This window comes from Streptomyces sp. NPDC002851 (assembly GCF_053591935.1).
Genome location: NZ_JBSFUT010000017.1, coordinates 93347 through 115961, shown reverse-complemented (window position 1 = coordinate 115961; position 22615 = coordinate 93347). Strand labels below are relative to the sequence as shown.

The following is a 22615-nucleotide window of genomic DNA, read 5'->3' as shown; positions in this document are numbered from 1 at the left end:
CTGAGCCCCTCCGTCATGGGCGAGCCGACGCTTCCGCCTGGCTTGCGCTTCCGCCTAGCTTGCGCTCCCGCCCGGCTTGCCCGCCTATCTACTTCCGGTTCAGCCTCCGATGTTGACGTCGATGCAGGCGTAGAACGCGTTGGCCGTGTCCGCGATGTTCCAGACGGCCAGGACCTTCTGCTTGCCGGAGGCGCCGCCGAAGTCGACCTGGTGCGTGACCGTGTCACCGGGCTGCGCGCCGCCGTCGTCGAACTCGGCGATCTTGTTGCCGCCCAGGTAGTACTCCCAGGTGCTGGTCGCGTGCGCGGCCGTCAGGGTCCAGGTGAACGCCTGCGAGCTGCCCACCGGCGTCGCCACCCAGCCCTTGCTGTCGTCGTCGAGCTCGGCGAAGCGCGCGATGTCGGCGCTACAGCTCTTCAGGCCCTTGGGGCCCTCGACGCTCTGCGGCTCGTACTTGATGTCGCCGCACGGCACCGTGCCCTGGGCGCACTGGGCCTGCCTGCTGGGCGGCGAGTTGACGTAACCGTGGGCGCTGGCCGGGGCGGTGGAGAGGGTCAGCGCGATGAGCGGCGCGATACCGGCGCCGAGGGTGATCGCGAGCTTGCGGTTCCTGCGCATGGCAACTCCTTCACTGCGGTACGCCGCCGGTCGCGTGGGGCGGATCCGGTGGCTCCGCTCGGTGGGGGGAGGGAGAGGAGAGCAGCGGCCAACTGCCTTGAACCATCGGGGAGTTCACTCCCGTCTTGGTCTAGACCTTGGTCTCGACCCTAGCGGTTGTCCGGCCACGGTCAAGAGGTGAACGGGAACGAGCGGACGCGAGCGGCAGGTATCGGCGCGTATGGCCGACGTCACCGACGCGATGACCTAGCATCCGGCTTCGTGCACCAAGACCCGTTTACGCCTCCCCCGGCCAGCGACTCCCCGCAGAGCCCCGTCCACGACCTCACGGTGCTCGTGATCCGGCACGGCGAGAAGCCGGATGACGACCACCCGGGCCTGGACGAGCAGTTGCGCCTCGACCCGGAGTCGTTGACGGCACGCGGCTGGGACCGGGCACTCAAGCTGCCGAGCCTGTTCGGCCCCTCGGGCCCGGCGAACGGCGGCGGCACCGCGGCCCCCGCGCTTCCGCTCCCCGCGACGGTCTTCGCCTCGGCCCCCGGCGGCCCGGTCGGCGCCGCGCGGCGGCACGCCCAGACGGTGACCCCGCTCGCGGAACAGCTCGGCCTCAAGGTGCGCACGGACTACGGCAAGAAGCAGGAGCGCGAACTCGCCGAAGCCGTTCTCACGGACGCCACGTCACCGGTGCTGATCTGCTGGCAGCACAGCCGTATCCCGAAGATCGTCCGCGCCCTCGGCGCCGACGCGGCCTGGCCCACTCCCCCACCGGACGCATGGCCGTCGGACCGCTTCGACCTGGTGTGGGTGCTGCGCCGCAACTTCGGATCCGGGGCGGGGCGGTGGACCTTCCGCGCGGTCGATCAGGGACTGCTCGACGGGGACCGCTGAGCCACTGGCAGCTGAGCGGCAGCCGAGCTACTGACGGCTGATCGTCCGCGTGATGCCCGCCGCGATCGTGGTGGCGAGTACCCACCCGGTGATGATCAGGGCGTACGCGAGCCACTGGGTCCAGCCGCTCGGGTCGTACGCCCGCTCCTGGCCGAAGTCGACGATCGGCAGCAGCAGGTCGAGCGTATAGAAGAACGCGTTGAACCCCGGGTCCTCGTCCGCCTTGAGCGGCCGCGGCTCCACCACGCCGTACGTCACCGCGCCGACGAGCAGCAGCGACGCGAGCCAGCCCGCCGCCCGCACCGGCCGGAAGCCGTAGCCGACCGTGACGTCCTGGAGCAGGCCCCAGGCGCGGGCGTATCCGGGCAACGTGGCGCGGTGGCGGCGCTGCCGGGCGAGTTGGACCGTGCGGGCCGCGGCGTCGTCGCCGATGCGGCGGTACGCGGTGGCGAGCTGTTCGTACGCGTACGGGACGTAGCCGTCCTTGTCCCGCTCGAGTAGGGCCAGGCGGCGTTCGGCGGGCTCGCGCGGGGCGAGGGTGGTGTACGTACAGCCGTCGAGCCAGATCTGGTCCGGGTACGACTCGGGAGCGAGGTGGATCACGCCGATCTGGGAGCGGCGCAGCGTCATCTCGCCCTCGATGGGCGCGGCCCCGCGCAGCCACAACTCGCCGATGGTGGCGCTGCTCAGGCGCAGGATCCGGTCGCCGGGGTGGGAGAGCGTGGAGTAGGCGAGGTTGAGCTGGCCGGGAATGTGGGTGCCGCGCAGGTTGACCCAGCCGGAGGCGCGTAGGCCCTTGCCGTGCAGATCGGACCCGACGCTCAACGTACGGCCGTCCAGGGCGGTCCCACCCGGATTGTTCAGCTCCGCGTCGTCCAGGTGGAGGCTGCCCGCGACGGCGGCGCCCCGGAGTTCCACCTCGCCGTGGACCGTCATACCGCGGGCCGAGAGGTTGTCGTCCACGACGGCCCGGACGAGCTGGAGCACCGGCGCGGGCCGACGCCGGTCGCCATGGGGGTCATCGGGCTCCGGCGGCCGCGGCCCGATCCGCGCCCCGTCGAGGAACAGCGCCCCACCGACCCGGGCCGCCCCGAGCCGCACCGGCCCCGGGATCTGACAGCGCGTCATCCGCAGCGAGCCGTCGACGCGCAGGGCGACGGCGTGCAGCAGCGGTATGTACGAGTATCCGAGGGCGAGTTGACGGATCTGGGCGCCGTACAGATCGAGGGTGTCCTCGAAGTGGCAGGCCCACAGGTGGACGCCGCAGTCGATCACGGCGTACTCCAGGTCGAGCCGGCCGACGATCCGGGCGCCGGTCAGCTTGAGCACCGCGGTCTCGCCGCCCTCGCGCGGGCCGTCGAGCAGCAGGGCGCGCAACACCTCGGCGCGCACGGTCCGTTCGGGCCCCCAGGTGGCGCCGAGCGCGGCGTCCTCCTCGCGGTCGGGCCGGAAGTTGACCGCCTCGCCGCGCGGGAAGGCCTGCCACACGCGCTCCTCGGCGGGCGTCAGCTCGGGTATCTCCATCGCCGGACTCTGACCCGGGCGGGCCTCGATCGTCAACGTGCCGCTGTCGTACTCCGATTGAATCGGCCCGACCCGCCCAGCCCGCCAACTGTCCGCTGAGCGTGCATGGTTGTCCGTGGACGCGGAACCCATTAAGAATGCGCATGACAAAGCCGGGGAACCAAGCACCCCCGGCGGCAGAGAGGACCCCCACATGAAGAAACCTCTCGTCGGCGCACTCGCCTCGGGTCTGCTGCTCCTCGGCGCGGGCGCCACGCCCGCCGTGGCGGACAGCCTCGACACGGCGCCCGCGAAGCAGAAGTCCGCGGTCGAGTCGGCGTCCGCGCGCGCGTCCGCGTCCGCGGACGCGGCGACGGCCATCGCCGAGGCACTGGACAACGTCACGGGCAACGGGAAGGGCAAGGGCAAGCCCAAGGCCGTCGACTTCGCCGGTGCCGTGGCGCTGAGCAACTGCTCCGGCTCCGTCATCCGCATGCCCGACTCGGAGCCCACCGACCCGGCGCTCGTCCTGTCCAACGGCCACTGCCTGGAGAGCGGGATGCCCGGTCCCGGCGAGGTCGTGGTCGACAAGCCGTCGAGCCGTACCTTCACGCTGCTCGACGGCTCCGCGGGCGAGGTCGCGACGCTGAAGGCGAGCAAGGTGTCGTACGGCACGATGACCGACACCGACGTCTCGCTCTACGAACTCACCAGCACGTACGAGCAGATCGAGAGCGACACCGGAATCAAAGCGCTCGAACTCTCCGCGGACCGGCCCAGCGAGGGCACCGCGATCAGCGTGGTCTCCGGCTACTGGAAGAAGATCTACCAGTGCGGCATCGACGGCTTCGCGCATGAACTCCACGAGGCCGACTGGGTCATGAAGGACTCGGTCCGCTACACCTCCGCCTGCAAGACCATAGGCGGCACCTCGGGCTCCCCGGTGGTGGACGACGCCTCAGGCAAGGTCGTCGCGGTCAACAACACCCTCAACGAGGACGGCCAGGAGTGCACCCTCAACAACCCGTGTGAGGTGGACGAGAACGGGGGCGTGACCGTCCACCAGGGCATCGGCTACGCCCAGCAGACCTACAAGATCGTTCCCTGTATCGGCCCCGGCAGCAAGCTCGACCTCGAGGCCACGGGCTGCGAACTTCCCAAGCCCGCCAAGGAGTGAGCCCCGCCAAGGAGTGATCCGCGGCCTCCCGCACGACGCACGACGGAAAGGCCCCGCTCCCCGAAGGGAGCGGGGCCTTCCCGCAATCAGGACGGACCTCAGTTGCTGCACGCTCCCTGGCCCAGAAGGCCAATGCCACAGAGCAGGTTGAGCCCGATGCCCGTCGCGCCGTCGCCGTCGCCGCCGCCGGCGGCGACCGACGTCGGCTGCTGCTGAACGACATTCTGAGGTGCTTCGGCTGCCACGGAAACAGAGCTGGCGCCGAAGACCATCGCTGTCGCCGCCACAGTTGCGGCAATCCCGGTACGGATACGCATTGCGCCTCCAAGAGCAGATTGCACCGACAGTTAAACGATCACCGTCGCCCGCCACTCCTGCGAGATGTGTTACTCCAATCGGGTTACATCGCGCCATGCGATTCCGTCGATACGATTCGTGAGGGACGGCCCCAACTACGGTGTTTTTCCCGGGGTTTGGCGAAGCCCCCGGCCCGGCTCGTGGTCAGGCCGAGGCGGACGAGGGACTCCGCGAGCTGGACCGCGGCGGCCACGCCGTCCACCACCGGGAGGCCCAGCTTCTCCTCGACGGCGCGCTGCAGGCCGGTCATCCCGGCGCAGCCCAGGACAAGGACGTCGGCACCGGCGTCGCGGGCGCGTTCGGCGGCCGTGACGAAGGCCGCCGTCGTGCGCCCTGCGTCGGCGGCATTGTCTACGGCGTTGTCGGCGGCGTTGTCGGCGGTGTCCAGCTCCAGGACGCCGAGGCCGGTGCCGATGACGGCGGCGAGATGGCTGCCGACGCCCGCGGTGTGCAGGCTGTCCTCGATCTGGTCGCGGGTGCGGTCGAGCGTCGTGACCACGCCGTAGCGGCGGCCGAGCAGGCAGGCGAGATGGGCGGCCGCCTCCGTGATGTCGACGACCGGCACGTCCAGGAGCTCCCGGGCGCCCTCCCGGCCGTGCTCGCCGAATCCGGCCATCACGACGGCGTCGTAGTCCGGCCCATCGTACGTACGCAGGGCGTCGAGCACCGCGGCCGCCGACAGATAGCTGTCGAGCCAGCCCTCCGCGGACTCGGGGCCCCAGGACGGGGTGAGCCCGAGGACCGTGGTGCCGGGGCTCGCGGCCGCGCGGGCGCCGCGGACGATGTCGTCGGTCATGGCCGCGGTGGTATTGCAGTTGGTGACGAGGATGCGCACGCCGCTCACGCCTCCGGGTGCGCGTCGGCGGTGGTGGCGGGCTCCGTGGCGGACTCGGTGGCGGACTCGGTGGCGGACTCGTCCGCCACGGCCGCCGCGGCGGTGCGCTCGGTGCGGCAGATCGCCGCGTAGAGGAGCGCCGCGAGGGCCGTACCCAGGAACCAGGAGTACGCGGCGAGATCGCTGAAGGCCGGGACGAGCGCCACCACGGCGGCGACCACGGCGGTCGGCAGGAACGCCGCCATCGCCTTGGGGTTGACGCCCTTGCGGTAGTAGTAGGCCGATCCCGGCTCCGCCTTGAACAGGTCGTCGGCCTTGATCCGGCCGCGCTTCACCCAGAAGTAGTCGACCATCATGATCCCGAACAGCGGGCCGAGGAAGGCGCCGAGCCCGCCGAGGAAGTAGTTCACGACGGTGGGGTTGGAGTAGAGGTTCCACGGCGTGACCAACAGCGCCGCGACCGTGCTGATCATCCCGCCCACCTTGAACGTGATCTTCCGCGGCCAGACATTGGCCAGGTCGTACGCGGGCGAGACGAAGTTGGCGACGATGTTGACGCCCATCGTGGCGATGGCGAAGGTAAGCGCGCCCAGGGCCAGCACCCAGGTGTTGCCGACCTTGGCGACGAGCAGCGCGGGGTCCGAGATGGCCTCGCCGAACACCTCGAGGGACCCGGCCGTGACGATCACCGAGAGGATCACGAAGGCGGTCGAATTGATCGGCAGGCCCCAGAAGTTGCCGCGCTTGACGGTGCGGTAGTCGGGCGCGAAGCGGGAGAAGTCGCAGAAGTTGAGCATCAGGGTGCCGTAGATCGCCAGGATCAGACCGATCGCGCCGAACCACATCTGCACCTGCTCCCCCGTGGAGACCGGCCGGATCGTGTCCGTGAGCGAGATGGTCCAGTCGGCCTCGGAGAGGATCCACACCGCGAGCGCGATCATCACCAGCCAGATCGCCGGGCCGCAGAAGTCCTGGAACTTACGGACCGACTCCATGCCCCGGCTGCAAATCAGCCCCTGCACCGCCCAGAGCACGAGGAAGGAGAACCAGCCGAGCCCGTCGAGCCCGAGGAAGTCGCCGTGCGTCCAGGACTCCAGGCCCGGCCAGGCGGTGAGCAGCAGGACGTTCACGGCGACCGACGCGAGATAGGTCTGGATGCCGTACCACATGATGGCGATGACAGCGCGGATCAGAGCGGGCACATTGGCGCCCCAAACGCCGAAACTGATCCGGCTGACGACCGGGAACGGCACGCCGTGGCGCTGCCCGATCCGGCCCATCAGGTTCATGCCGAGGTAGATGAGCACGAAGCCGACGAGCAGCGACGTGAAGATCTGCCAGACGTTCATGCCGAGCACCAACAGCCCTGCGGCGAAGGTGTAGTTGCCGAGGTTGTGGACGTCGGACATCCACAGGGCGAACAGGTCGAAGACCTTCCACTTGCGCTCGCGGGACGGCGCGAGGTCCTCGTTGACGAGCCGTGGGTCCGGGGTGAAGGCGGCGGCTTCGGCCGAGGCCTGTTGGGAGCGGTGGGTGACGGACACGGGTCGGCCTCCATGGGGACGGGGGAGGGATGGAGGTGTTCTGTGATTCTGCCGGATTTTTCGGGTGCGTTTGGTATGCCAAAAGCAGGGACACCGTCCCGCTTTCAACGACAACCGGCAATGTCCTCGACGTAACGCGTGGGTAAAACCACAAGGAGTCTCCGCCTGGCCACCGACTGCAACCCCTGCGCCTGAGGCCGTCGTCCACGGGCCCGCACCGGAACCAGCGCCCCAACGGCCCGCCGCTTCAGCGATGATGGAGCCCATGACCACCATGGATCGGGCCGTGGATCAGGCCGAGGGACGGGCCGGGGATCAGGCCGGGGGCCGGGCTGGGGACCGGGCCGCGGATCGGGCCGGGGACCGGGCTGGGGATCGGGCCGCGGATCAGCCTCTGGGCGCCGTGCGCCAGCGCGTGCTCGCCGAGCTGCGTCAGGACATCATCAGCGGTCGGCTGCGCCCCGGTGACCGCCTCGTCGAGCGCGAGCTTGCGGAACGCTTCGGGGTGTCGCGGGTCCCGGTGCGCGAGGCGGTACGGGCCTTGGTCACCGAGGGCTTCGTGACCTTCGAGTCCGCACGGCGCGCGGTGGTACGCCGTCTGAGCCGCACCGATGTCGCCGAGCTCTTCGGGCTGCGCGAGGCCCTCGAGGTGTACGCCGCCGGGCTCGCCGCCGAGCGCGGCACCCCGGACGACCTGGCGGAGCTCGCGGGGCTCCTGGAGACGGCGGCCGAGGCGACCGACGGCGGCGACGCGGAGCGGATCACGGACGTGAACACGCGCTTCCACGACCGCATCCTGGCCATGGCGGGCAACAGCCTGCTCGCCTCGGTGATGGAGCCGGTCGACGGACGGCTGCGCTGGCTCACCCGGCAGAACGAGGACTGGGGCCGACTCCTCACCGAGCACCGCGAGTTGTACGAGGCCGTCGCGTCCGGCGACGCCGAGCGGGCCCGCCGCAGCGCCTTGGACCACGTCCGCGCGAACTACCGGACGACGGTGCGCCAGCTCTTCGGCGAGGAAACGCCGTAAGAGAGGAAACTCCGTAAGAGAGGCCCTAGGTCACGCGTCCTGACACCGGCAGCCCGGCAGCCGCCGCGGCCGTCCCCAGCACCTCCCGCAGCATCGCGGGCGTCAGCCGCCCCGTGAACGTATTGCGCTGCGAGACATGGAAGCACCCGAAGAGTTCGAGCGGGCCCGGGCCGCCGTCCGGGTCCGTTGCTTCCAGGGTCACCCGCGCCCCGTGCCCGAAGACGGGCCGCGGCCGCGGCACCGTCCACCCGGCCGCACCGAGTGCCGGAAGCACGGCCTGCCACCCGAACGCACCGAGCGCCACGACGGCACTCAACTGCGGCCTCAGCAAGGCGAGTTCCCGTACCAGCCAGGTGCGGCAGGTGTCCCGCTCGGCCGGGGTCGGCCGGTTGGCGGGCGGGGCGCAGTGCACGGGAGCGGTGACCCGCACACCGTAGAGCGTGAGCCCGTCGTCCCGCCCGGTGGCCGTGGCCCGCGAGGCGAGCCCGAGCGCGTGCAGCGCCGCGTAGAGCACGTCGCCGGACCGGTCTCCCGTGAACATCCGCCCGGTCCGATTGGCCCCATGCGCGGCCGGCGCAAGCCCCACCACGAGCAACCGCGCGTCCGGCGGCCCGAATCCGGGCACGGGCCGCCCCCAGTACGTCTCCTCGGCGAACGCGGCCCGCTTGGTCCGCGCGACCTCTTCCCGCCAGGCGACGAGGCGCGGGCAAGCCCGACAGTGCCCGATCAATTCGTCCAGCGCGGCGATGCCCTCCTCGGCGGGGCGGTCAGGCCGGGGTGGCTCGGGTGCGGGGCCACTTCGGGATGGCTCGGGCGCGGGGGCGCCTCGGGATGACTCGGACGCGAGGGCGTCCCGGGATGACTCGGGCGCAGGGCCACCTCGGGATGACTCGGACGCGGGGACGCCTCGGGATGGCTCGGACGCGAGGGCGCCCCGGGATGACTCGGGCGCAGGGCCACTTCGGGATGACTCGGGCGCGAGGGCGCCTCGGAGTGGCTCGGGAGCGGGGACGCCTCGGGGCGACTCGGGCGCAGGGCCACTTCGGGATGACTCGGGCGCGAGGGCGCCTCGGAGTGGCTCGGACGCGGGGACGCCTCGGGGCGGCTCGGACGCGGAGGCGCCTCGGGATGACTCGGACGCGAGGGCGCCCCGGCGGCGCGGCTCGGCCCCAGGGCCAGGCTCACCCCGACCCGGCGCAGCCGCAGGCCCGTCGCTCACCACGCCACCCGCACCCCGTCCCGGAAGAACCCACCGGTCGGCCCGGAGCCGGGCAGGGTCGCCGCCCAGACGATTCCCGCCGCGCCCTCGGCGACCGGGCGGCCGCCGAGACCGCCCATGTCGGTGGCTACCCAGCCGGGGCAGACCGAGTTGACCAGGATTCCGTCGGCGTGTAGTTCGGCGGCGAACATGCGGGTCAGGGCGTTCAGGGCGACCTTGGTGGTGGCGTATGCGGGCGTGCCGGCGCCCATGTCGGCCAGGGACGCGGCGCCGCTGGAGACATTGACGATCCGGCCGCGCTGTCCGGCCCGAAGGAGCGGGAGCAGGGCCTGGGTGAGGCGCCAGGGACCGTAGAGGTTGGTCTCGGCGGCCTCGCGTACGACGTCCAGGTCGGCGGTGGTGGCGTGCTGCCAGGTGTCGTACGCGATGGCGGCGTTGTTCACCAGGACGTCCAGCCGTCCGAACCGCTCCCCGATCTCGGCTGCGATCCGCTCGATGTCCTGCGCGGAGGTGACGTCGAGTCGCACGGGCAGCACTCCGGGGCCCAGGTCCTCCGCGGCCTGCTCGGCGGCCTCGGCCGAGCGCGCCCCGAGCAGCACGGTGTGGCCGAGCCCGGCGAGCTGTCGGCAGACCTCGCGGCCGAGGCCGCGGTTGCCGCCGGTGACCAGGGCAAGGAGGTTGTGCGCGTCGCCGCTCGGTTCGTCGCTCATAGATCCACGGTACGTACAGCCGAGGGCCGGACGTACCCGCGGACCGCGCCCGGGATATCCGGTTCTGTGTGGCGCGCCCGCGCATTAGAGTCGGGGCATGACCTCGGACTCCTCGGAGCAGCCCACGCAGCCTTCGCAGCCCGGACAGTCGGGAAGCGTCCGGGTGGACGTCTGGATCTGGTCGGTACGCCTGATCAAGACCCGGTCCGCCGCGGCCACCGCCTGCCGCGCCGGGCACGTGCGGATCAACGGCGACCGGGTCAAGCCCGCGCACGCCGTGAAGGTGGGCGACGAGGTGCGGCTGCGGTACGCGGGCCGCGAGCGGATCGTCGTGGTGAAGCAGATCATCCGCAAGCGGGTCGGCGCGCCCGTGGCCGTCGAGTGCTACGTCGACAACAGCCCGCCGCCCCCGCCCCGCGAGGCCGTCGCCCCGGCGGGCATCCGCGACCGCGGCGCGGGCCGCCCGACCAAGCGCGACCGCCGCGAACTGGAGCGCCTACGCGGCCTCGCGGGCCCCGGCACCCCACGCGACTGAGCGCACCCCATAAAGCGCACCCCATAATCCGAGGGGCCAGGTCCGGGCGACTGTCCACCCCACACTCGGCTGTCTACCCCACACTGGGCCGGGCCAGGACCCATGTCCCGTCCTCGGTCAGATAGCGGTCGACCGCGAGACCGGCCCGCTTCAGGTACGCCTCGAACTGCTCCTTGCTGAGCTCCCGCGAGCGGAAGGTCTGGGTCCAGGTGGCGTCCGGCCATAGGTACTCCACATGCACCGCGTCCACGCCGTCCTCGGCACCCTCGACCGGGGTGACCGAGGCGATGCGGACCGTATAGCCGGATGGGTCGACGCGCTCGCGCGGCACGTTGGTGTGGTAGTCCGCGCCCTCGCGTTGGATGAGGACGTAACCGTCGTCCCGCACATGGCGGCGGCAGGTGCGCAGCATTCCCTCGACGACCCGGGGGTCGGCGTTGTGCACCAGGAAGGAGGCGAGCATGACGGCGTCGTACGTCTCGTCGAGCTCGAGCGTCTCGATGGGGCCGCGTACCGTCCGCACGCCCGGTATGCCCGCCGTGTGCGCCAGCATCTCCGCGGACTCGTCGACCGCGGTGACGGCGAAGCCGCGCTCGGCCAGCGGGCGGGTCACCCGGCCCGTCCCGCAGCCCAGTTCGAGCAGGCTCGAACCGGCCGGTATCGCGGCCGCGATGATGTCCGGCTCGTCACCGGCCTTGAGGCGTGCGTAGAAGTCGACCGCGCAGCCGTCCGGCGTGATGGCCCCCGGTCCCGTCCCCGAATACCCCTCGCGGATCACATCTCCCATGACCGCACAACGAAGGGGCGGCCCCGTCAGTTCCAACGGGGCCGCCCCAGGCGCGAGTTGACCGAACTTATTCGGCCTGAGCCTTCTGGTAGAGGTTCTTCGCGTCGTCACCGAAGTACGGCCCGAACATGTAGCCCGGCAGGAAGGTGTAGCCGAAGCTGTTCACCGAGGTCTGCAGGCCGGTGCCGGACTCCTCATTGAAGTCCTGGAACCAGGGGCCACCGCTGGAACCGCCGGTCATGTCGCAGGACAGACCGTGGTCGGTGGAGGTGAGGAAGTCCTTGAAGGAGTTCCCGCTGCAGTAGGTGAACTTCTCGCCGTCGTACGGGTCCTGGGCCGGGAAGCCGAAGGCGTACATGGCCTTGTTGTAGCCGGTGTTGAAGGCCACACCCTGGGCGCCCACGACGTCCGTGAGCTTCTTGCCGCCCACGGGCTCGACGACCGCGGCGCCGACGTCGTAGTTGAGGTCCTCGCTGGCGGTCCACTGCGGCGTGGACAGGGTCTTGGCGGCGGGCCACTTGCCGTACGGCGCCTGGCCGTCGTGGTAACCGGGCACGAACGTCCAGTTGGTGTGCCAGTTGCCCTCCAGCTTCACGCAGTGCCCGGCCGTGAGGACGGTGGACTTGTTGGCGCTGGTCACGGCGTTACCGGAGCAGGAGGCCTGACGTCCCTGGTAGGTGAAGAAGACGCGTCCGGAGGTGGTGACGACATCGCCGCCACCAGTCCACGTACCGCCCTTCTGCGGGAACGACTTGGCACCGTCCGGGGCCGACTCGGTCGGCGGGACCAGGAGCTCGGAGCCCTTGCGGACCTCGTCGAGGAGGTCGCCCGACTCCACGGGCAGGACGTCGAGCGGCTCTGCGGACCGCATCCGCTCCGCGGTCCAGTAGTCGGCCGGGGAGACCGGCTTGGGTTCCGCCGCGGCGGTGCCCGACGACAGCAGCGTGCCGGCCACCAGGGTGCCGGCCGCGGCCAGGGCACCCGCGGCCCGGTGGGGTATTCGAAGGCTGCGTCTCACGCTGAGAACTCCTTCTGCGACGGCCGCGCTCAACTCGCGCGGCAATCATGGGGGGTTCGGGGAAATGGGAACGCGTACCCGAGGTAGCAGGGCACGCATGGGCAGCGTGCCACGAATTGAACACGGTGTCAGGAGCGCGACAACCAGCCAGTAATCAGCGGTGCAGCATCCTCACCGGCCTTCACGAAGATCCCTTAAACCCCACTGGTCACCCGCGACACAACCGCAGCTCGAACACCGGAACGGCGCTACGGAAGCGCACGAAATCGGAACGAAAGCGGCACGAAAGCCCCGTGCCCCGAGCGCTCATTTCCGGCCACCTGCGCCGAGGTGGATCCTGGAAGAGAACACCCGGCCAGGAGGCGAGGCCGATGCGTACAGGCAGTGAACCGGTGACCGCGCGCAGTGCCCTCCGCATGCGGTTCTGGCTCGCCGTATGGGGCTGGCTCTGGGCGGCGGCGGGCACCGTCGCGTTCTCCATCGCCGGACGCCCGGGCTGGACGGCGGCCTGCGCCGTCCTGTGGGTGATCATCAACGTGGACCTGGCGATGATCGTGCGCCGCATCCGCCAGGGCCCGCACTACCAACCCGGCCCCGACATTCCCCCGTACGAACCGGACCACGGCATCAATAAGGGCCCGTCCGATGACGACGGACGGGCCCACTGAAACGGACGGGCCCACTGAAAGGCCCGTCCGTCGTTCGAGGACGAGCCTTCAGGGCGAGGGCAACTTCTTGGTCAGTCCGAGTCGAACTTCGCCGCCGCCACATACTCCGGCTGCGGATCAAGCGCCGCGGCAAGCCGGAAGTGGCGCCGGGCCTGGTCCGGCCGCCCCGCGCGCTCATAGGTGCGGGCGAGCCCGAAGTGCGCGAAGGCGTTGTCCGGCTCGCGCTCCAGGACGATGGTGAACTCCAGCTCGGCCGCGCGCAGTTGAGCCCGGGCGAAGAACGCGCGGGCGCGCAGCAGGCGCGGCGCGGTGGTCTCCGGGTGGGCCGCGATCACCTCGTCGAGCAGTTCCACCGCGCCCCGGGGGTCATTGGCGGCGAGCAGCTGCTCGGCCGCGCGGAAGTCGATGATGTTGGTCTCGGGGGTACGTCCAGGCGTGTGCGGCACGGCGCATCCTTCCTCTCTGCGCGTTACAACGGCGCCCGGCCGCCCCTCTATTCCAGGGTCCGCGCCCGGCCGCCACCACCCACGTACCCCGGGAACCCTCACCCGTACCGCACCGCGAGCAGCGCGCCGAGCGCCACGAGCGCCGCCCCGGCGGTCACGAAGCCGAGGTCGAGCCGGGTCCGCTCGCGCCCGAGCACCACGGTCTCGCGCGGGTCCAAGGCGTCGTACGCCACCATGACCGAGCTGCCCGCGGCCAGCGGCGCGCGTCGGCTCGCGGGCACCGGCGAGACGATCTCGACCACCCGCCCGTCGACCGCCTCGAACTGCAGGAGTGGCCGCCGCGACCCCGGCTGCGGCGGCTTGACCAGGGCGTCGGCCACGTGGCCCGAGGTGATCGTGCGCCGGGTGCGGTGCAGTCCGTAGGCACCGGCGAGCAGCGCTATCAGGCCGCCGAGTGCGGTGAGGGCCGCGAGTATCACCATGCGGCGCCCCTCAGGCAGTGCCGGTCGCCGCGCGCCGCGCGAGGTCCTCCCATACGGCGCGCACCTGTGGCTCCAGAACCTCGAGGGGGCCGTCGTTGTCGATCACGATGTCGGCGATCTGCAGGCGCTTCTCCCGGGTGGCCTGTGCCGCCATGCGCGCCTTGGCGTCCTCGGCGGACATGCCGCGCAGCCGCACCAGGCGGTCGAGCTGGGTCTCGGGCGAGGCGTCCACGACGATCACGAGGTCGTAGAGCGGCGCGAGGCCGTTCTCGGCGAGCAGCGGTACGTCGTGCACCACGACCGCGTCGTCCCCGGCGGCCGCCTCCAGCTCGGCGGAGCGGGTGCCGACGAGGGGGTGCACGATCGCGTTCAGGGTGGCCAGCTTGTCCTGGTCGGCGAAGACGAGGGCGCCGAGCTTGGGCCGGTCGAGCGTGCCGTCCGGGGCGAGGACGTCCTCGCCGAATGCTTCAACGACCGCCGCCAGACCCGGAGTTCCCGGCTCCACGACCTCCCGCGCGATGCGGTCGGCGTCCACCACGACCGCACCGTACGAGCCGAGCAGCCGGGACACCTCGCTCTTGCCCGCGCCGATTCCGCCTGTCAGTCCCACCTTCAGCATGAGCGGAAGCTTAGGCCCTCGGTTCACGCCCGGCCCACGATCCGTCGGGTTCCGCCGAACCCGCGACCGCGCGCGCCCTAGGCGTCGCCCTCGCGCTCCGCGAGGAACCGCTCCAGCTCCCGCCCGATCTCGTCCGCGGACGGGATCTCGACCGGTTCGGCGAGCATATTGCCGCGGGTCTCGGCGCCCGCCGCCGCGTCGTACTGGTGCTCAAGGCCCTGCACCATGGCGACCAGGTCCTCGTCGCCCTCCTGGAGCTGGCGCTCGATCTCGGTCTGGGTGCGGTACGCCTCGGTGCGCAGGGCGTGCGCGACGCCGGGCAGCACCAGGCCGGTGGCGGCGGTGACCGCCTCGAGGGCGGTGAGCGCCGCGTCGGGGTAGGCGGAGCGCGCGATGTAGTGCGGGACGTGCGCGGCGACGCCGAGTACGTCGTGCCCGGCCTGCATCAGGCGGTACTCGATCAGGGCCGCGGCGCTGCCCGGTACCTGCGCCTCGTCGAAGGGGCTGCGGTGCCCGGGCACCAGCTCGGTGCGGTTGCCGTGCGGGGTCAGGCCCACCGGGCGGGTGTGCGGGACGCCCATGGGGATGCCGTGGAAGTTCACCGCGAGCCGCACCTTCAGGCGCCGCACGATCTGCTCGACGGCGGCCGCGAACCGCTCCCACTCGACGTCCGGCTCGGGGCCGGAGAACAGCAGGAACGGCGCCCCGGTGGCGTCCTGGACGAGGCGTACCTCCAGGACCGGGTCCTCGTACTCGGTCCAGCGGTCGCGCTGGAAGGTGAGCAGCGGGCGGCGCGCCCGGTAGTCGACGAGGCGGTCGTGGTCGAAGCGCGCGACGACCTGTCCGGGGAGCGTGTCAAGCAGGCTCTCCACGATCTGGCCGCCGGTCTCACCCGCGTCGATGTACCCGTCGAAGTGGTAGAGCATGACGAGTCCGGCCGACTCCTGGGCGAGTGCCATGTCGACGACCGCGAGCCCCTTGGGCTCCCATGTGTACAGACTCTCGGGATCAAGCACTGTGACCGTTCCTCCTCGTGTTCCTATCCCAGAACGCGCGGTGGCACGCGGGCATTCCCGCCCACGCCGTTTCCCGGCACACTCTCAGGACTCGCTTAAGCGGCGGGCAGGTATGCCTGGAGCGCCGACTTCGCCGACGTCCACGCCCCGCGCTGAGCAGCCCCCTTGACGTCCGTGTCACTGAACGGCGGTCCCGCCGCGCCCAGTTCGCGCCGGGCCGCCCACCCCGGGTACACCCCACCCACCGCTTGGTCCAGACCTTGACGCACCCATGCCAAGCCCCTACCTTCCCCGGCAGAACGCGATTCAGAAACACGCTCGACGTTCACATACACAAATCCAGCCGGAGGCATCCTCATGCGCCACCTCCCCCGCGCCCGCACCCTGGCACTGCCCCTGCTCGCCCTGCTCGCCCTGCTCGCCGCCGCCGGGACCCCGGCGCTCGCCACCCCGGCCCCGGACCAGGCCGGGGCGTCCGGACCGGGCGGCATCAAGGACGTCACCGATGTCATCGACGTATCGACCGCCGAAGAGCTCAAGTCGGCCCTGTCCGCGGCCCGCGCGGGCGACACCATCCGCCTCGCCGACGGGACGTACGAAGGGAACTTCAAGACGTCCACGGCGGCGACCGCGGACGCCCCGATCACGCTCACCGGCTCCGAGAAGGCGGTCCTGACCGCGGGCGGCGGCTACGGGCTGCACCTGAACGGCGCCTCGTACTGGACCGTGCACGGCCTCACGGTGACGGGCGGCCAGAAGGGCATCATGATCGACTCGGCGCGCGGCGTGGTCGTCGACTCGGTGACGGTGCACGGCCTGGACATGGAGGGCGTCCACTTCCGCAAGTCGTCGACCGACGGCGTCATCAAGAACTCCAGGATCTACGACACCGGGAACGACGGCCGGGGCATGGGCGAGGGCGTCTATGTGGGCTCGGCGAACACGCTCAGCGACAAGAGCGACCGCATCGAGATCACCGGCAACACCATCGGACCCGACGTCGGCGGCGAGAACATCGACATCAAGGAGGGCACCACCGGCGCGAAGATCACCGGCAACACCTTCGACGGCAGCGGCCTGACCGGCGCCAACTACGACGACTCCTGGGTCGATGTGAAGGGCAACGACGTCCTCGTAGCGGACAACAAGGGCAGGAACACCACGAACAACGGCTACGAAACCCACACCCAGCAGGACGGCTGGGGCTGCGGCGCGGCCTTCCGTAACAACACCTCGGACCTGACGGGCGCGAGCGGCGACAAGCAGCTCGCCATCAACGTCGCCAACTACAGCGACACCTGCCCGACCACGGTGTACGCCAGCAACACGGTCAAGGGCGGCAAGGGCCTGACGAACATAGAGGTCACGCCGTAACTACGACCGTCCCACTGTGGGCAGTCGTTCCGCAGGGCGGAACGGGTAGGCACAGCCCCCGGCTCAGGGCACCGCTACGCACAACTCCCACCCCGGCGCAGCGCTCCAGAACAACGCACTGTGGGCCCGCACCAAACGGTGCGGGCCCACAAGTGTTCAGCTACTACCTAGCGGAGCGCTTCAGCTCTGGCCACCGGCCAGCTTCTCGCGCAGCGCGGCAAGCGCCTCGTCCGAAGCGAGAGCACCGGAGTTGTCCTCGCTCTCCGAGGAGTACGAACCGCCACCCTGGCCGGCACCACCCGAGGCGGCCGGAGCCGCCGGGGCGGCAGCGCCCTCGGCCTCGGCCTGGGCGTCGGCCTCGCGGGACTTGATGACCTGCGCCTGGTGCTGCTCGAAGCGCTGCTGGGCCTCGGCGTACTGGGTCTCCCAGGCCTCGCGCTGGGCCTCGTAGCCCTCCAGCCAGTCGTTGGTCTCCGGGTCGAAGCCCTCGGGGTAGATGTAGTTGCCCTGGTCGTCGTACGACGCGGCCATGCCGTACAGCGTCGGGTCGAACTCGACGGCCGTCGGGTCGGCGCCGAACGCCTCGTTGGCCTGCTTCAGCGAGAGGCTGATGCGGCGACGCTCGAGGTCGATGTCGATGACCTTGACGAAGATCTCGTCGTTGACCTGGACGACCTGCTCCGGGATCTCCACGTGGCGCTCGGCCAGCTCGGAGATGTGGACCAGACCCTCGATGCCCTCGTCCACGCGGACGAACGCACCGAACGGAACCAGCTTCGTGACCTTGCCGGGCACGACCTGGCCGATCTGGTGGGTGCGGGCGAACTGCTGCCACGGGTCTTCCTGGGTCGCCTTCAGCGACAGGGAGACGCGCTCGCGGTCCATGTCGACGTCGAGAACCTCGACGGTGACCTCCTGGCCGACCTCGACAACCTCGGACGGGTGGTCGATGTGCTTCCAGGACAGCTCGGAGACGTGGACCAGACCGTCGACGCCACCCAGGTCCACGAAGGCACCGAAGTTGACGATCGAGGAGACGACGCCGGACCGCACCTGGCCCTTCTGGAGGGTGGTGAGGAAGGTCTGGCGGACCTCGGACTGGGTCTGCTCCAGCCAGGCACGGCGGGACAGGACCACGTTGTTGCGGTTCTTGTCCAGCTCGATGATCTTGGCCTCGAGCTCCTTGCCCACGTAGGGCTGGAGGTCGCGAACGCGGCGCATCTCGACCAGGGAGGCCGGGAGGAAGCCACGGAGGCCGATGTCGAGGATGAGACCACCCTTGACGACCTCGATGACGGTACCGGTGACGATGCCGTCCTCTTCCTTGATCTTCTCGATGGTGCCCCAGGCACGCTCGTACTGGGCGCGCTTCTTCGAGAGGATCAGGCGGCCTTCCTTGTCCTCCTTCTGGAGAACAAGGGCCTCGATCTCGTCGCCGACGGCGACGACCTCGTTCGGGTCGACGTCGTGCTTGATCGAGAGCTCGCGGCTCGGGATAACACCTTCGGTCTTGTAACCGATGTCGAGCAGGACCTCGTCCCGGTCGACCTTCACGATGACGCCGTCGACGATGTCGCCGTCGTTGAAGTACTTGATCGTCTCGTCGATCGCGGCGAGGAAGGCTTCCTCGTTACCGATGTCGTTGACCGCAACCTGCGGGGTGGTGGCGGTGGTCTCGGTGCTGCTCGTCATGTGGGAAAGGGCTCCGGTACGGACATTGAAGTCGTAGGTACTGCTACGCCGAGAGCCCTTTTCGCTCTGCAGAAGCCGGACAGCCAAGAGGCGCGTCTTCCGTCGCTTTCCTTTGGAGAGAATCTCCGGGAAAAACGGAATCGCCTCGACAACCGAGGGGACATACAACAGATGCGAGCGCACCCTGCTCTGTCTGAGGAGCGCAGGCCGCCAGCGCAACTTGTAGCATACGGGGGCCGCCGGGCAGGGTCAATGCGCGAAGCTGCACACCCGGGGCGGATCGCCGCAATCCCGGCACAAGAAACGTCGCACGAGGCCAACGGGGTCCAACCCGGCACCGCAGTGCCCGCCCGAGCCCGACCGAGCACACCGAAATCCGACCGCGTACTCCGTCCGAGTCCGAACGAAGTCCAGACGAAGTCCCACCGAGACCGACCGGGACCGACCGAGGCCGATCGAGTACGCAGCCTAAGACGCCGGAGCGCATCATCCAAGAGCACGCCGCACAGCACGAATCGCCCGAGCCGGAGGCCACCCGGCGTACCGCGGGCGTCACCGAGAGCAGCCGCGCGAACCGTGGCTGGTGGGACCGGAACGCGGACGAGTACCAGGGCGAGCACGGCACGTTCCTCGGCGACGACCGCTTCGTCTGGGGCCCGGAGGGGCTCGACGAGGTCGAGGCGGAGCTGCTCGGTCCGGCCGAGGACCTGAAGGGCCGGGCGGTCCTGGAGATCGGCGCGGGGGCGGCGCAGTGCTCGCGCTGGCTGGCCGCGCAGGGCGCGCGTCCGGTGGCCCTCGACCTGTCGTTCCGGCAGCTGCAGCACGCCCGGCGGATCGACGAGCACCACCCGTCGACGTCGCTGCCGCGGGTGCCCCTTGTGCAGGCGGACGCGGGGGCGCTGCCGTTCGCGGACGGCGCCTTCGACCTGGCCTGCTCGGCGTACGGGGCGCTGCCGTTCGTCGCGGACCCGGTGCTTGTGCTGCGGGAGGTGCGCCGGGTGCTGCGGCCCGGCGGGCGCTTCGTCTTCTCGGCCACGCATCCGATGCGCTGGGCCTTTCCGGACGAGCCGGGGCCCGAGGGCCTGACGGTGGCGGCCTCGTACTTCGACCGCACTCCTTATGTAGAGCAGGACGAGCAGGGCCGCGCTGTCTATGTAGAGCACCATCGGACGCTCGGCGACCGGGTCCGTGACGTGGTCGCGGGCGGCTTCCGCCTGGTCGACCTGGTGGAGCCGGAGTGGCCGGCCTGGAACACCCAGGAGTGGGGCGGCTGGTCTCCCCTTCGGGGGAGCTTGATTCCGGGGACGGCGATCTTCGTCTGCGAGCGGGACGACTAGCGGGGGCGACCAGCAGGACGACCAGGGAGAACCTGACAGCGGCGGCCCCGCGGCGCGGGCGTGTGCGCGGCGTCCGGGAGACTTGGGGCGTGCCCCGTAATGACGCCATCCCCGGTGACGCCATCCGTACTGACGACCTCGCCCGGCTGCCCGTCCGTACCGCCGTACCCGCCCTGCGCACCGCCCTCGACGGTTCCGGCACCGCCGTGCTGTGCGCGCCGCCCGGCACCGGCAAGACGACGCTTGTGCCGCTCGCGCTCGCGGGGCTGCTCGGGGACGGCGCCCCGGCGCGGCGGGTGCTCGTCGCCGAGCCGCGGCGGATCGCGGCGCGGGCGGCGGCCCGGCGGATGGCGTGGTTGCTCGGCGAGAAGGTCGGCGGGCGGGTGGGCTTCACGGTGCGCGGCGAGCGCGTCGTCGGGCGGCACGCGCGCGTGGAGGTGGTCACGACCGGCGTACTGCTGCAACGTCTGCAGCGCGACCCGGAGCTGGCCGGGGTCGACGTGGTCGTGCTCGACGAGTGCCATGAGCGGCATCTCGACGCGGATACGGTGGCCGCCTTTCTCTTGGACGTACGGGCCGCGCTCCGGCCGGAGCTGCGCCTGGTGGCCGCCTCCGCCACCACCGACGCCGAGGGGTGGGCGCGGCTGCTCGGGGACGCGCCCGTGATCGAGGCCGAGGGCGTGGCGCACCCGGTGGACGTGGTGTGGGCGCCGCCCGGGCGTCCGGTGCGGCCGCCGCACGGGATGCGGGTCGACCCGGCGCTCCTGACGCATGTGGCGGCCGTGGTGCGGCGGGCGCTCGCCGAGCGGGACGGTGATGTGCTGTGTTTCCTGCCCGGGGTCGGCGAAATCGCCCGTGTGTCCGGACAGTTGGGGGAGCTGCCCGGTGTTGACGTACTGCAGGTGCACGGGCGGGCGCCCGCGGCGGTGCAGGACGCGGTGCTCGCGCCCGGGGAGCGGCGGCGGGTCGTGCTTGCCACCGCGGTCGCCGAGTCGTCCCTGACGGTGCCCGGGGTACGGGTGGTGGTCGACTCGGGGCTCGCCCGTGAGCCACGCACCGACCACGCGCGGGGCCTGAGCGCCCTGACGACGGTACGGGCCTCGCAGGCGGCCGGGCGGCAGCGGGCCGGGCGTGCGGGACGCGAGGCACCCGGCGCGGTGTACCGGTGCTGGGACGAGGCGACGGACGGCCGACTCCCCCGCTTCCCGGCCCCGGAGATCCGCGTGGCCGACCTGACGGCCTTCGCGCTCCAGGCCGCGTGCTGGGGCGACCCGGACGCCACCGGCCTCGCCCTGCTCGACCCGCCACCCGCCGGGGCGATGACAGCGGCCCGCGAGACCCTGACGGCGATCGGCGCCCTGGAGCCCGGGACGGGCCCGGGCCGGGGCCGGGTCACCGAACGAGGCGCCCGGATGGCCCGGTTGGGCCTGCACCCCCGGCTCGCCCGGGCCCTGCTCGACGGCGCCGCGGAGGTGGGCGCGCGCCGCGCCGCGGAAGTGGTGGCGCTGCTCAGCGAGGAGCCCCCGCGGGAGTACGGCGACGACCTGACCGCGGCCTGGCGCGCCGCCCGGCGACGTAACGACGCGTACGGGGCGCGGTGGCACGCGGAGGTACGGAGGTTGGCTTCGGCAGTGGGGGCTCCCGGGGCCGGGTCCGGGGAGGTCGGCGGTGCTGAGGCTGGGACCGGGTCGCTGACCGATGATCGCGTGGCTGGGCTCGTGGCCTCGCTTGCGTTTCCGGAGCGGGTGGCGCGGGTGCGCGGGCAGGGGAGTTATCTCATGGCGTCCGGGACCGCGGCCGAGCTCGGTGCGGGGTCGCCGCTGCATGAGGCGTCCTGGATTGCGGTCGCGGTGGCTGATCGGCCCGTTGGGTCGGCGCACGCGCGCGTGCGGCTCGGGGCCGTTGTGGACGAGGCTACGGCGCTGCGGGCGGCGGAGCCTCTGTATGCCGAGGGCGCGGAGGTCGGCTGGGTCGACGGGGACGTGGTCGCTCGGCGGGTGACACGGCTGGGCGCGATCGAGCTGGCCGAGCGGTCCCTCAAGGACCCGGACCCCGATGCCGTACGAGAAGCGCTGCTCGCCGGATTGCGGCAGGAAGGTACGGACGGGCTGCTCAACTGGTCCCGGGAGGCCCGGGAGTTGCGGCAGCGGCTGGCGTTTCTGCATGAGCGGCTCGGGGCGCCCTGGCCCGACGTATCGGAAAACGCGCTGCACGCGCGCGTGGCGGAGTGGTTGGAACCGGAGCTGTCCGCGGCGCGGCGCCGGGCGGATCTGGCCCGGGTCGACGCGGGTGAGGCGCTGCGCCGACTGCTGCCGTGGGCGTCCGGCGAGGCCGCGCGTCTGGACGAGCTGGCGCCGGAGCGGCTTGCGGTGCCGAGCGGTTCGCGTATCCGGGTCGACTACGCGAACCCGGAGCAACCTGTCCTTGCCGTCAAGCTCCAGGAGATGTTCGGGCTTGCCGAAACGCCGCGGGTCGCCGGGGTGCCGGTGCTTGTGCATCTGCTTTCGCCCGCGGGGCGGCCGGCCGCCGTCACCGCGGATCTGGCCTCGTTCTGGCGGGACGGGTACCGGTCGGTGCGCGCGGAGCTGCGCGGGCGGTACCCGAAACATCCCTGGCCGGAGGAGCCTGCCACCGCCACGCCGACCCGGCACACCAACGCGCGGCTGCGCGGCTGACTCGGGCGGAGCGGCCGGAGCGGCCGGGTACGCACATGTCAACGACCCGTTGACAACGAGTTGTTGACAACAGAGGAGCCCGTCG

At 71.2% G+C, this 22615-nt stretch carries 22 protein-coding genes; 8 read left to right on the top strand and 14 right to left on the bottom strand.

The genetic code is table 11. The features are described from left to right. Positions 1-99: 99 nt before the first annotated feature. Positions 100-618 carry a lytic polysaccharide monooxygenase auxiliary activity family 9 protein gene (locus tag ACWD10_RS19660; RefSeq protein WP_451092568.1) on the bottom strand — a complete coding sequence of 173 codons (519 nt, stop codon included), beginning with the start codon at positions 616-618 and terminating at the stop codon, positions 100-102. Positions 619-879: 261 nt separating this feature from the next. Here ACWD10_RS19660 and ACWD10_RS19655 point away from each other — a divergent pair, with 261 nt between their 5' ends. Next, positions 880-1506: a hypothetical protein gene (locus tag ACWD10_RS19655; RefSeq protein ID WP_451092566.1), complete on the top strand. Its 627-nt coding sequence runs from the start codon at positions 880-882 to the stop codon at positions 1504-1506. Positions 1507-1533: 27 nt separating this feature from the next. Here the strand turns inward: ACWD10_RS19655 and ACWD10_RS19650 are convergent, their stop codons facing one another. Beyond that, positions 1534-3030, bottom strand: a complete 1497-nt coding sequence (locus tag ACWD10_RS19650) for a membrane-associated oxidoreductase (RefSeq protein ID WP_451092564.1) — start codon at positions 3028-3030, stop codon at positions 1534-1536. Positions 3031-3223: 193 nt separating this feature from the next. On the opposite strand from ACWD10_RS19650, the gene ACWD10_RS19645 reads away from it, so the two are divergent. Continuing rightward, positions 3224-4186 (top strand): S1 family peptidase, encoded by a 963-nt coding sequence (locus tag ACWD10_RS19645; protein WP_451092562.1) that lies wholly within the window; start codon positions 3224-3226, stop codon positions 4184-4186. A gap of 98 nt (positions 4187-4284) precedes the next feature. Here the strand turns inward: ACWD10_RS19645 and ACWD10_RS19640 are convergent, their stop codons facing one another. The 3 genes from ACWD10_RS19640 to ACWD10_RS19630 form a co-directional block, all read right to left on the bottom strand. Beyond that, positions 4285-4503 carry a hypothetical protein gene (locus tag ACWD10_RS19640; RefSeq protein WP_451092560.1) on the bottom strand — a complete coding sequence of 73 codons (219 nt, stop codon included), beginning with the start codon at positions 4501-4503 and terminating at the stop codon, positions 4285-4287. 83 nt (positions 4504-4586) lie between these two features. After that, positions 4587-5378 carry an aspartate/glutamate racemase family protein gene (locus tag ACWD10_RS19635; protein ID WP_451092700.1) on the bottom strand — a complete coding sequence of 264 codons (792 nt, stop codon included), beginning with the start codon at positions 5376-5378 and terminating at the stop codon, positions 4587-4589. A gap of 5 nt (positions 5379-5383) precedes the next feature. Beyond that, positions 5384-6922, bottom strand: coding sequence for an NCS1 family nucleobase:cation symporter-1 (locus ACWD10_RS19630; RefSeq protein ID WP_451092558.1), 1539 nt, complete (start codon positions 6920-6922; stop codon positions 5384-5386). A gap of 265 nt (positions 6923-7187) precedes the next feature. On the opposite strand from ACWD10_RS19630, the gene ACWD10_RS19625 reads away from it, so the two are divergent. Further along, positions 7188-7952, top strand: coding sequence for a GntR family transcriptional regulator (locus ACWD10_RS19625; protein ID WP_451092556.1), 765 nt, complete (start codon positions 7188-7190; stop codon positions 7950-7952). Positions 7953-7977: 25 nt separating this feature from the next. Here the strand turns inward: ACWD10_RS19625 and ACWD10_RS19620 are convergent, their stop codons facing one another. Both ACWD10_RS19620 and ACWD10_RS19615 read right to left on the bottom strand, forming a co-directional pair. Then, positions 7978-8700 (bottom strand): uracil-DNA glycosylase, encoded by a 723-nt coding sequence (locus ACWD10_RS19620; protein WP_451092698.1) that lies wholly within the window; start codon positions 8698-8700, stop codon positions 7978-7980. Between the two features lie 467 nt (positions 8701-9167). After that, positions 9168-9881, bottom strand: coding sequence for an SDR family NAD(P)-dependent oxidoreductase (locus tag ACWD10_RS19615; protein WP_451092554.1), 714 nt, complete (start codon positions 9879-9881; stop codon positions 9168-9170). Between the two features lie 97 nt (positions 9882-9978). On the opposite strand from ACWD10_RS19615, the gene ACWD10_RS19610 reads away from it, so the two are divergent. Continuing rightward, positions 9979-10416 carry an RNA-binding S4 domain-containing protein gene (locus tag ACWD10_RS19610; RefSeq protein ID WP_451092552.1) on the top strand — a complete coding sequence of 146 codons (438 nt, stop codon included), beginning with the start codon at positions 9979-9981 and terminating at the stop codon, positions 10414-10416. Positions 10417-10489: 73 nt separating this feature from the next. On the opposite strand, the gene ACWD10_RS19605 is transcribed toward ACWD10_RS19610, so the two are convergent. Then, the gene (locus ACWD10_RS19605) at positions 10490-11203 is read right to left on the bottom strand and encodes a class I SAM-dependent methyltransferase (protein ID WP_451092550.1); all 714 of its coding nucleotides are present in this window, start codon (positions 11201-11203) and stop codon (positions 10490-10492) included. Between the two features lie 67 nt (positions 11204-11270). Then, positions 11271-12221 carry a trypsin-like serine peptidase gene (locus tag ACWD10_RS19600; RefSeq protein WP_451092548.1) on the bottom strand — a complete coding sequence of 317 codons (951 nt, stop codon included), beginning with the start codon at positions 12219-12221 and terminating at the stop codon, positions 11271-11273. 371 nt (positions 12222-12592) lie between these two features. Here ACWD10_RS19600 and ACWD10_RS19595 point away from each other — a divergent pair, with 371 nt between their 5' ends. Next, positions 12593-12889 carry a DUF6343 family protein gene (locus ACWD10_RS19595; protein ID WP_451092546.1) on the top strand — a complete coding sequence of 99 codons (297 nt, stop codon included), beginning with the start codon at positions 12593-12595 and terminating at the stop codon, positions 12887-12889. Between the two features lie 71 nt (positions 12890-12960). Here the strand turns inward: ACWD10_RS19595 and ACWD10_RS19590 are convergent, their stop codons facing one another. The 4 genes from ACWD10_RS19590 to ACWD10_RS19575 all read right to left on the bottom strand — a co-directional run bounded on the left by ACWD10_RS19590 (position 12961) and on the right by ACWD10_RS19575 (position 15452). Continuing rightward, positions 12961-13335: a tetratricopeptide repeat protein gene (locus tag ACWD10_RS19590; protein WP_451092544.1), complete on the bottom strand. Its 375-nt coding sequence runs from the start codon at positions 13333-13335 to the stop codon at positions 12961-12963. 98 nt (positions 13336-13433) lie between these two features. Beyond that, positions 13434-13817 (bottom strand): hypothetical protein, encoded by a 384-nt coding sequence (locus ACWD10_RS19585; RefSeq protein ID WP_451092542.1) that lies wholly within the window; start codon positions 13815-13817, stop codon positions 13434-13436. A gap of 10 nt (positions 13818-13827) precedes the next feature. Next, positions 13828-14436: a dephospho-CoA kinase gene (coaE, locus tag ACWD10_RS19580; RefSeq protein WP_451092540.1), complete on the bottom strand. Its 609-nt coding sequence runs from the start codon at positions 14434-14436 to the stop codon at positions 13828-13830. Between the two features lie 77 nt (positions 14437-14513). Next, positions 14514-15452 (bottom strand): PAC2 family protein, encoded by a 939-nt coding sequence (locus tag ACWD10_RS19575; protein WP_451092539.1) that lies wholly within the window; start codon positions 15450-15452, stop codon positions 14514-14516. Positions 15453-15809: 357 nt separating this feature from the next. On the opposite strand from ACWD10_RS19575, the gene ACWD10_RS19570 reads away from it, so the two are divergent. Beyond that, on the top strand, positions 15810-16826 hold the full coding sequence (locus tag ACWD10_RS19570) for a right-handed parallel beta-helix repeat-containing protein (protein WP_451092537.1): 1017 nt from the start codon (positions 15810-15812) through the stop codon (positions 16824-16826). 180 nt (positions 16827-17006) lie between these two features. Here the strand turns inward: ACWD10_RS19570 and rpsA are convergent, their stop codons facing one another. After that, positions 17007-18518, bottom strand: coding sequence for a 30S ribosomal protein S1 (gene rpsA / locus ACWD10_RS19565; RefSeq protein ID WP_451092535.1), 1512 nt, complete (start codon positions 18516-18518; stop codon positions 17007-17009). A 485-nt stretch (positions 18519-19003) separates the two neighbouring features. Here rpsA and ACWD10_RS19560 point away from each other — a divergent pair, with 485 nt between their 5' ends. Then, positions 19004-19855, top strand: coding sequence for a class I SAM-dependent methyltransferase (locus tag ACWD10_RS19560; RefSeq protein ID WP_451092696.1), 852 nt, complete (start codon positions 19004-19006; stop codon positions 19853-19855). Positions 19856-19944: 89 nt separating this feature from the next. Further along, entirely contained in the window at positions 19945-22530 is a 2586-nt protein-coding gene (gene hrpB, locus ACWD10_RS19555) for an ATP-dependent helicase HrpB (RefSeq protein WP_451092533.1), read from the top strand. Positions 22531-22615: the final 85 nt, after the last annotated feature.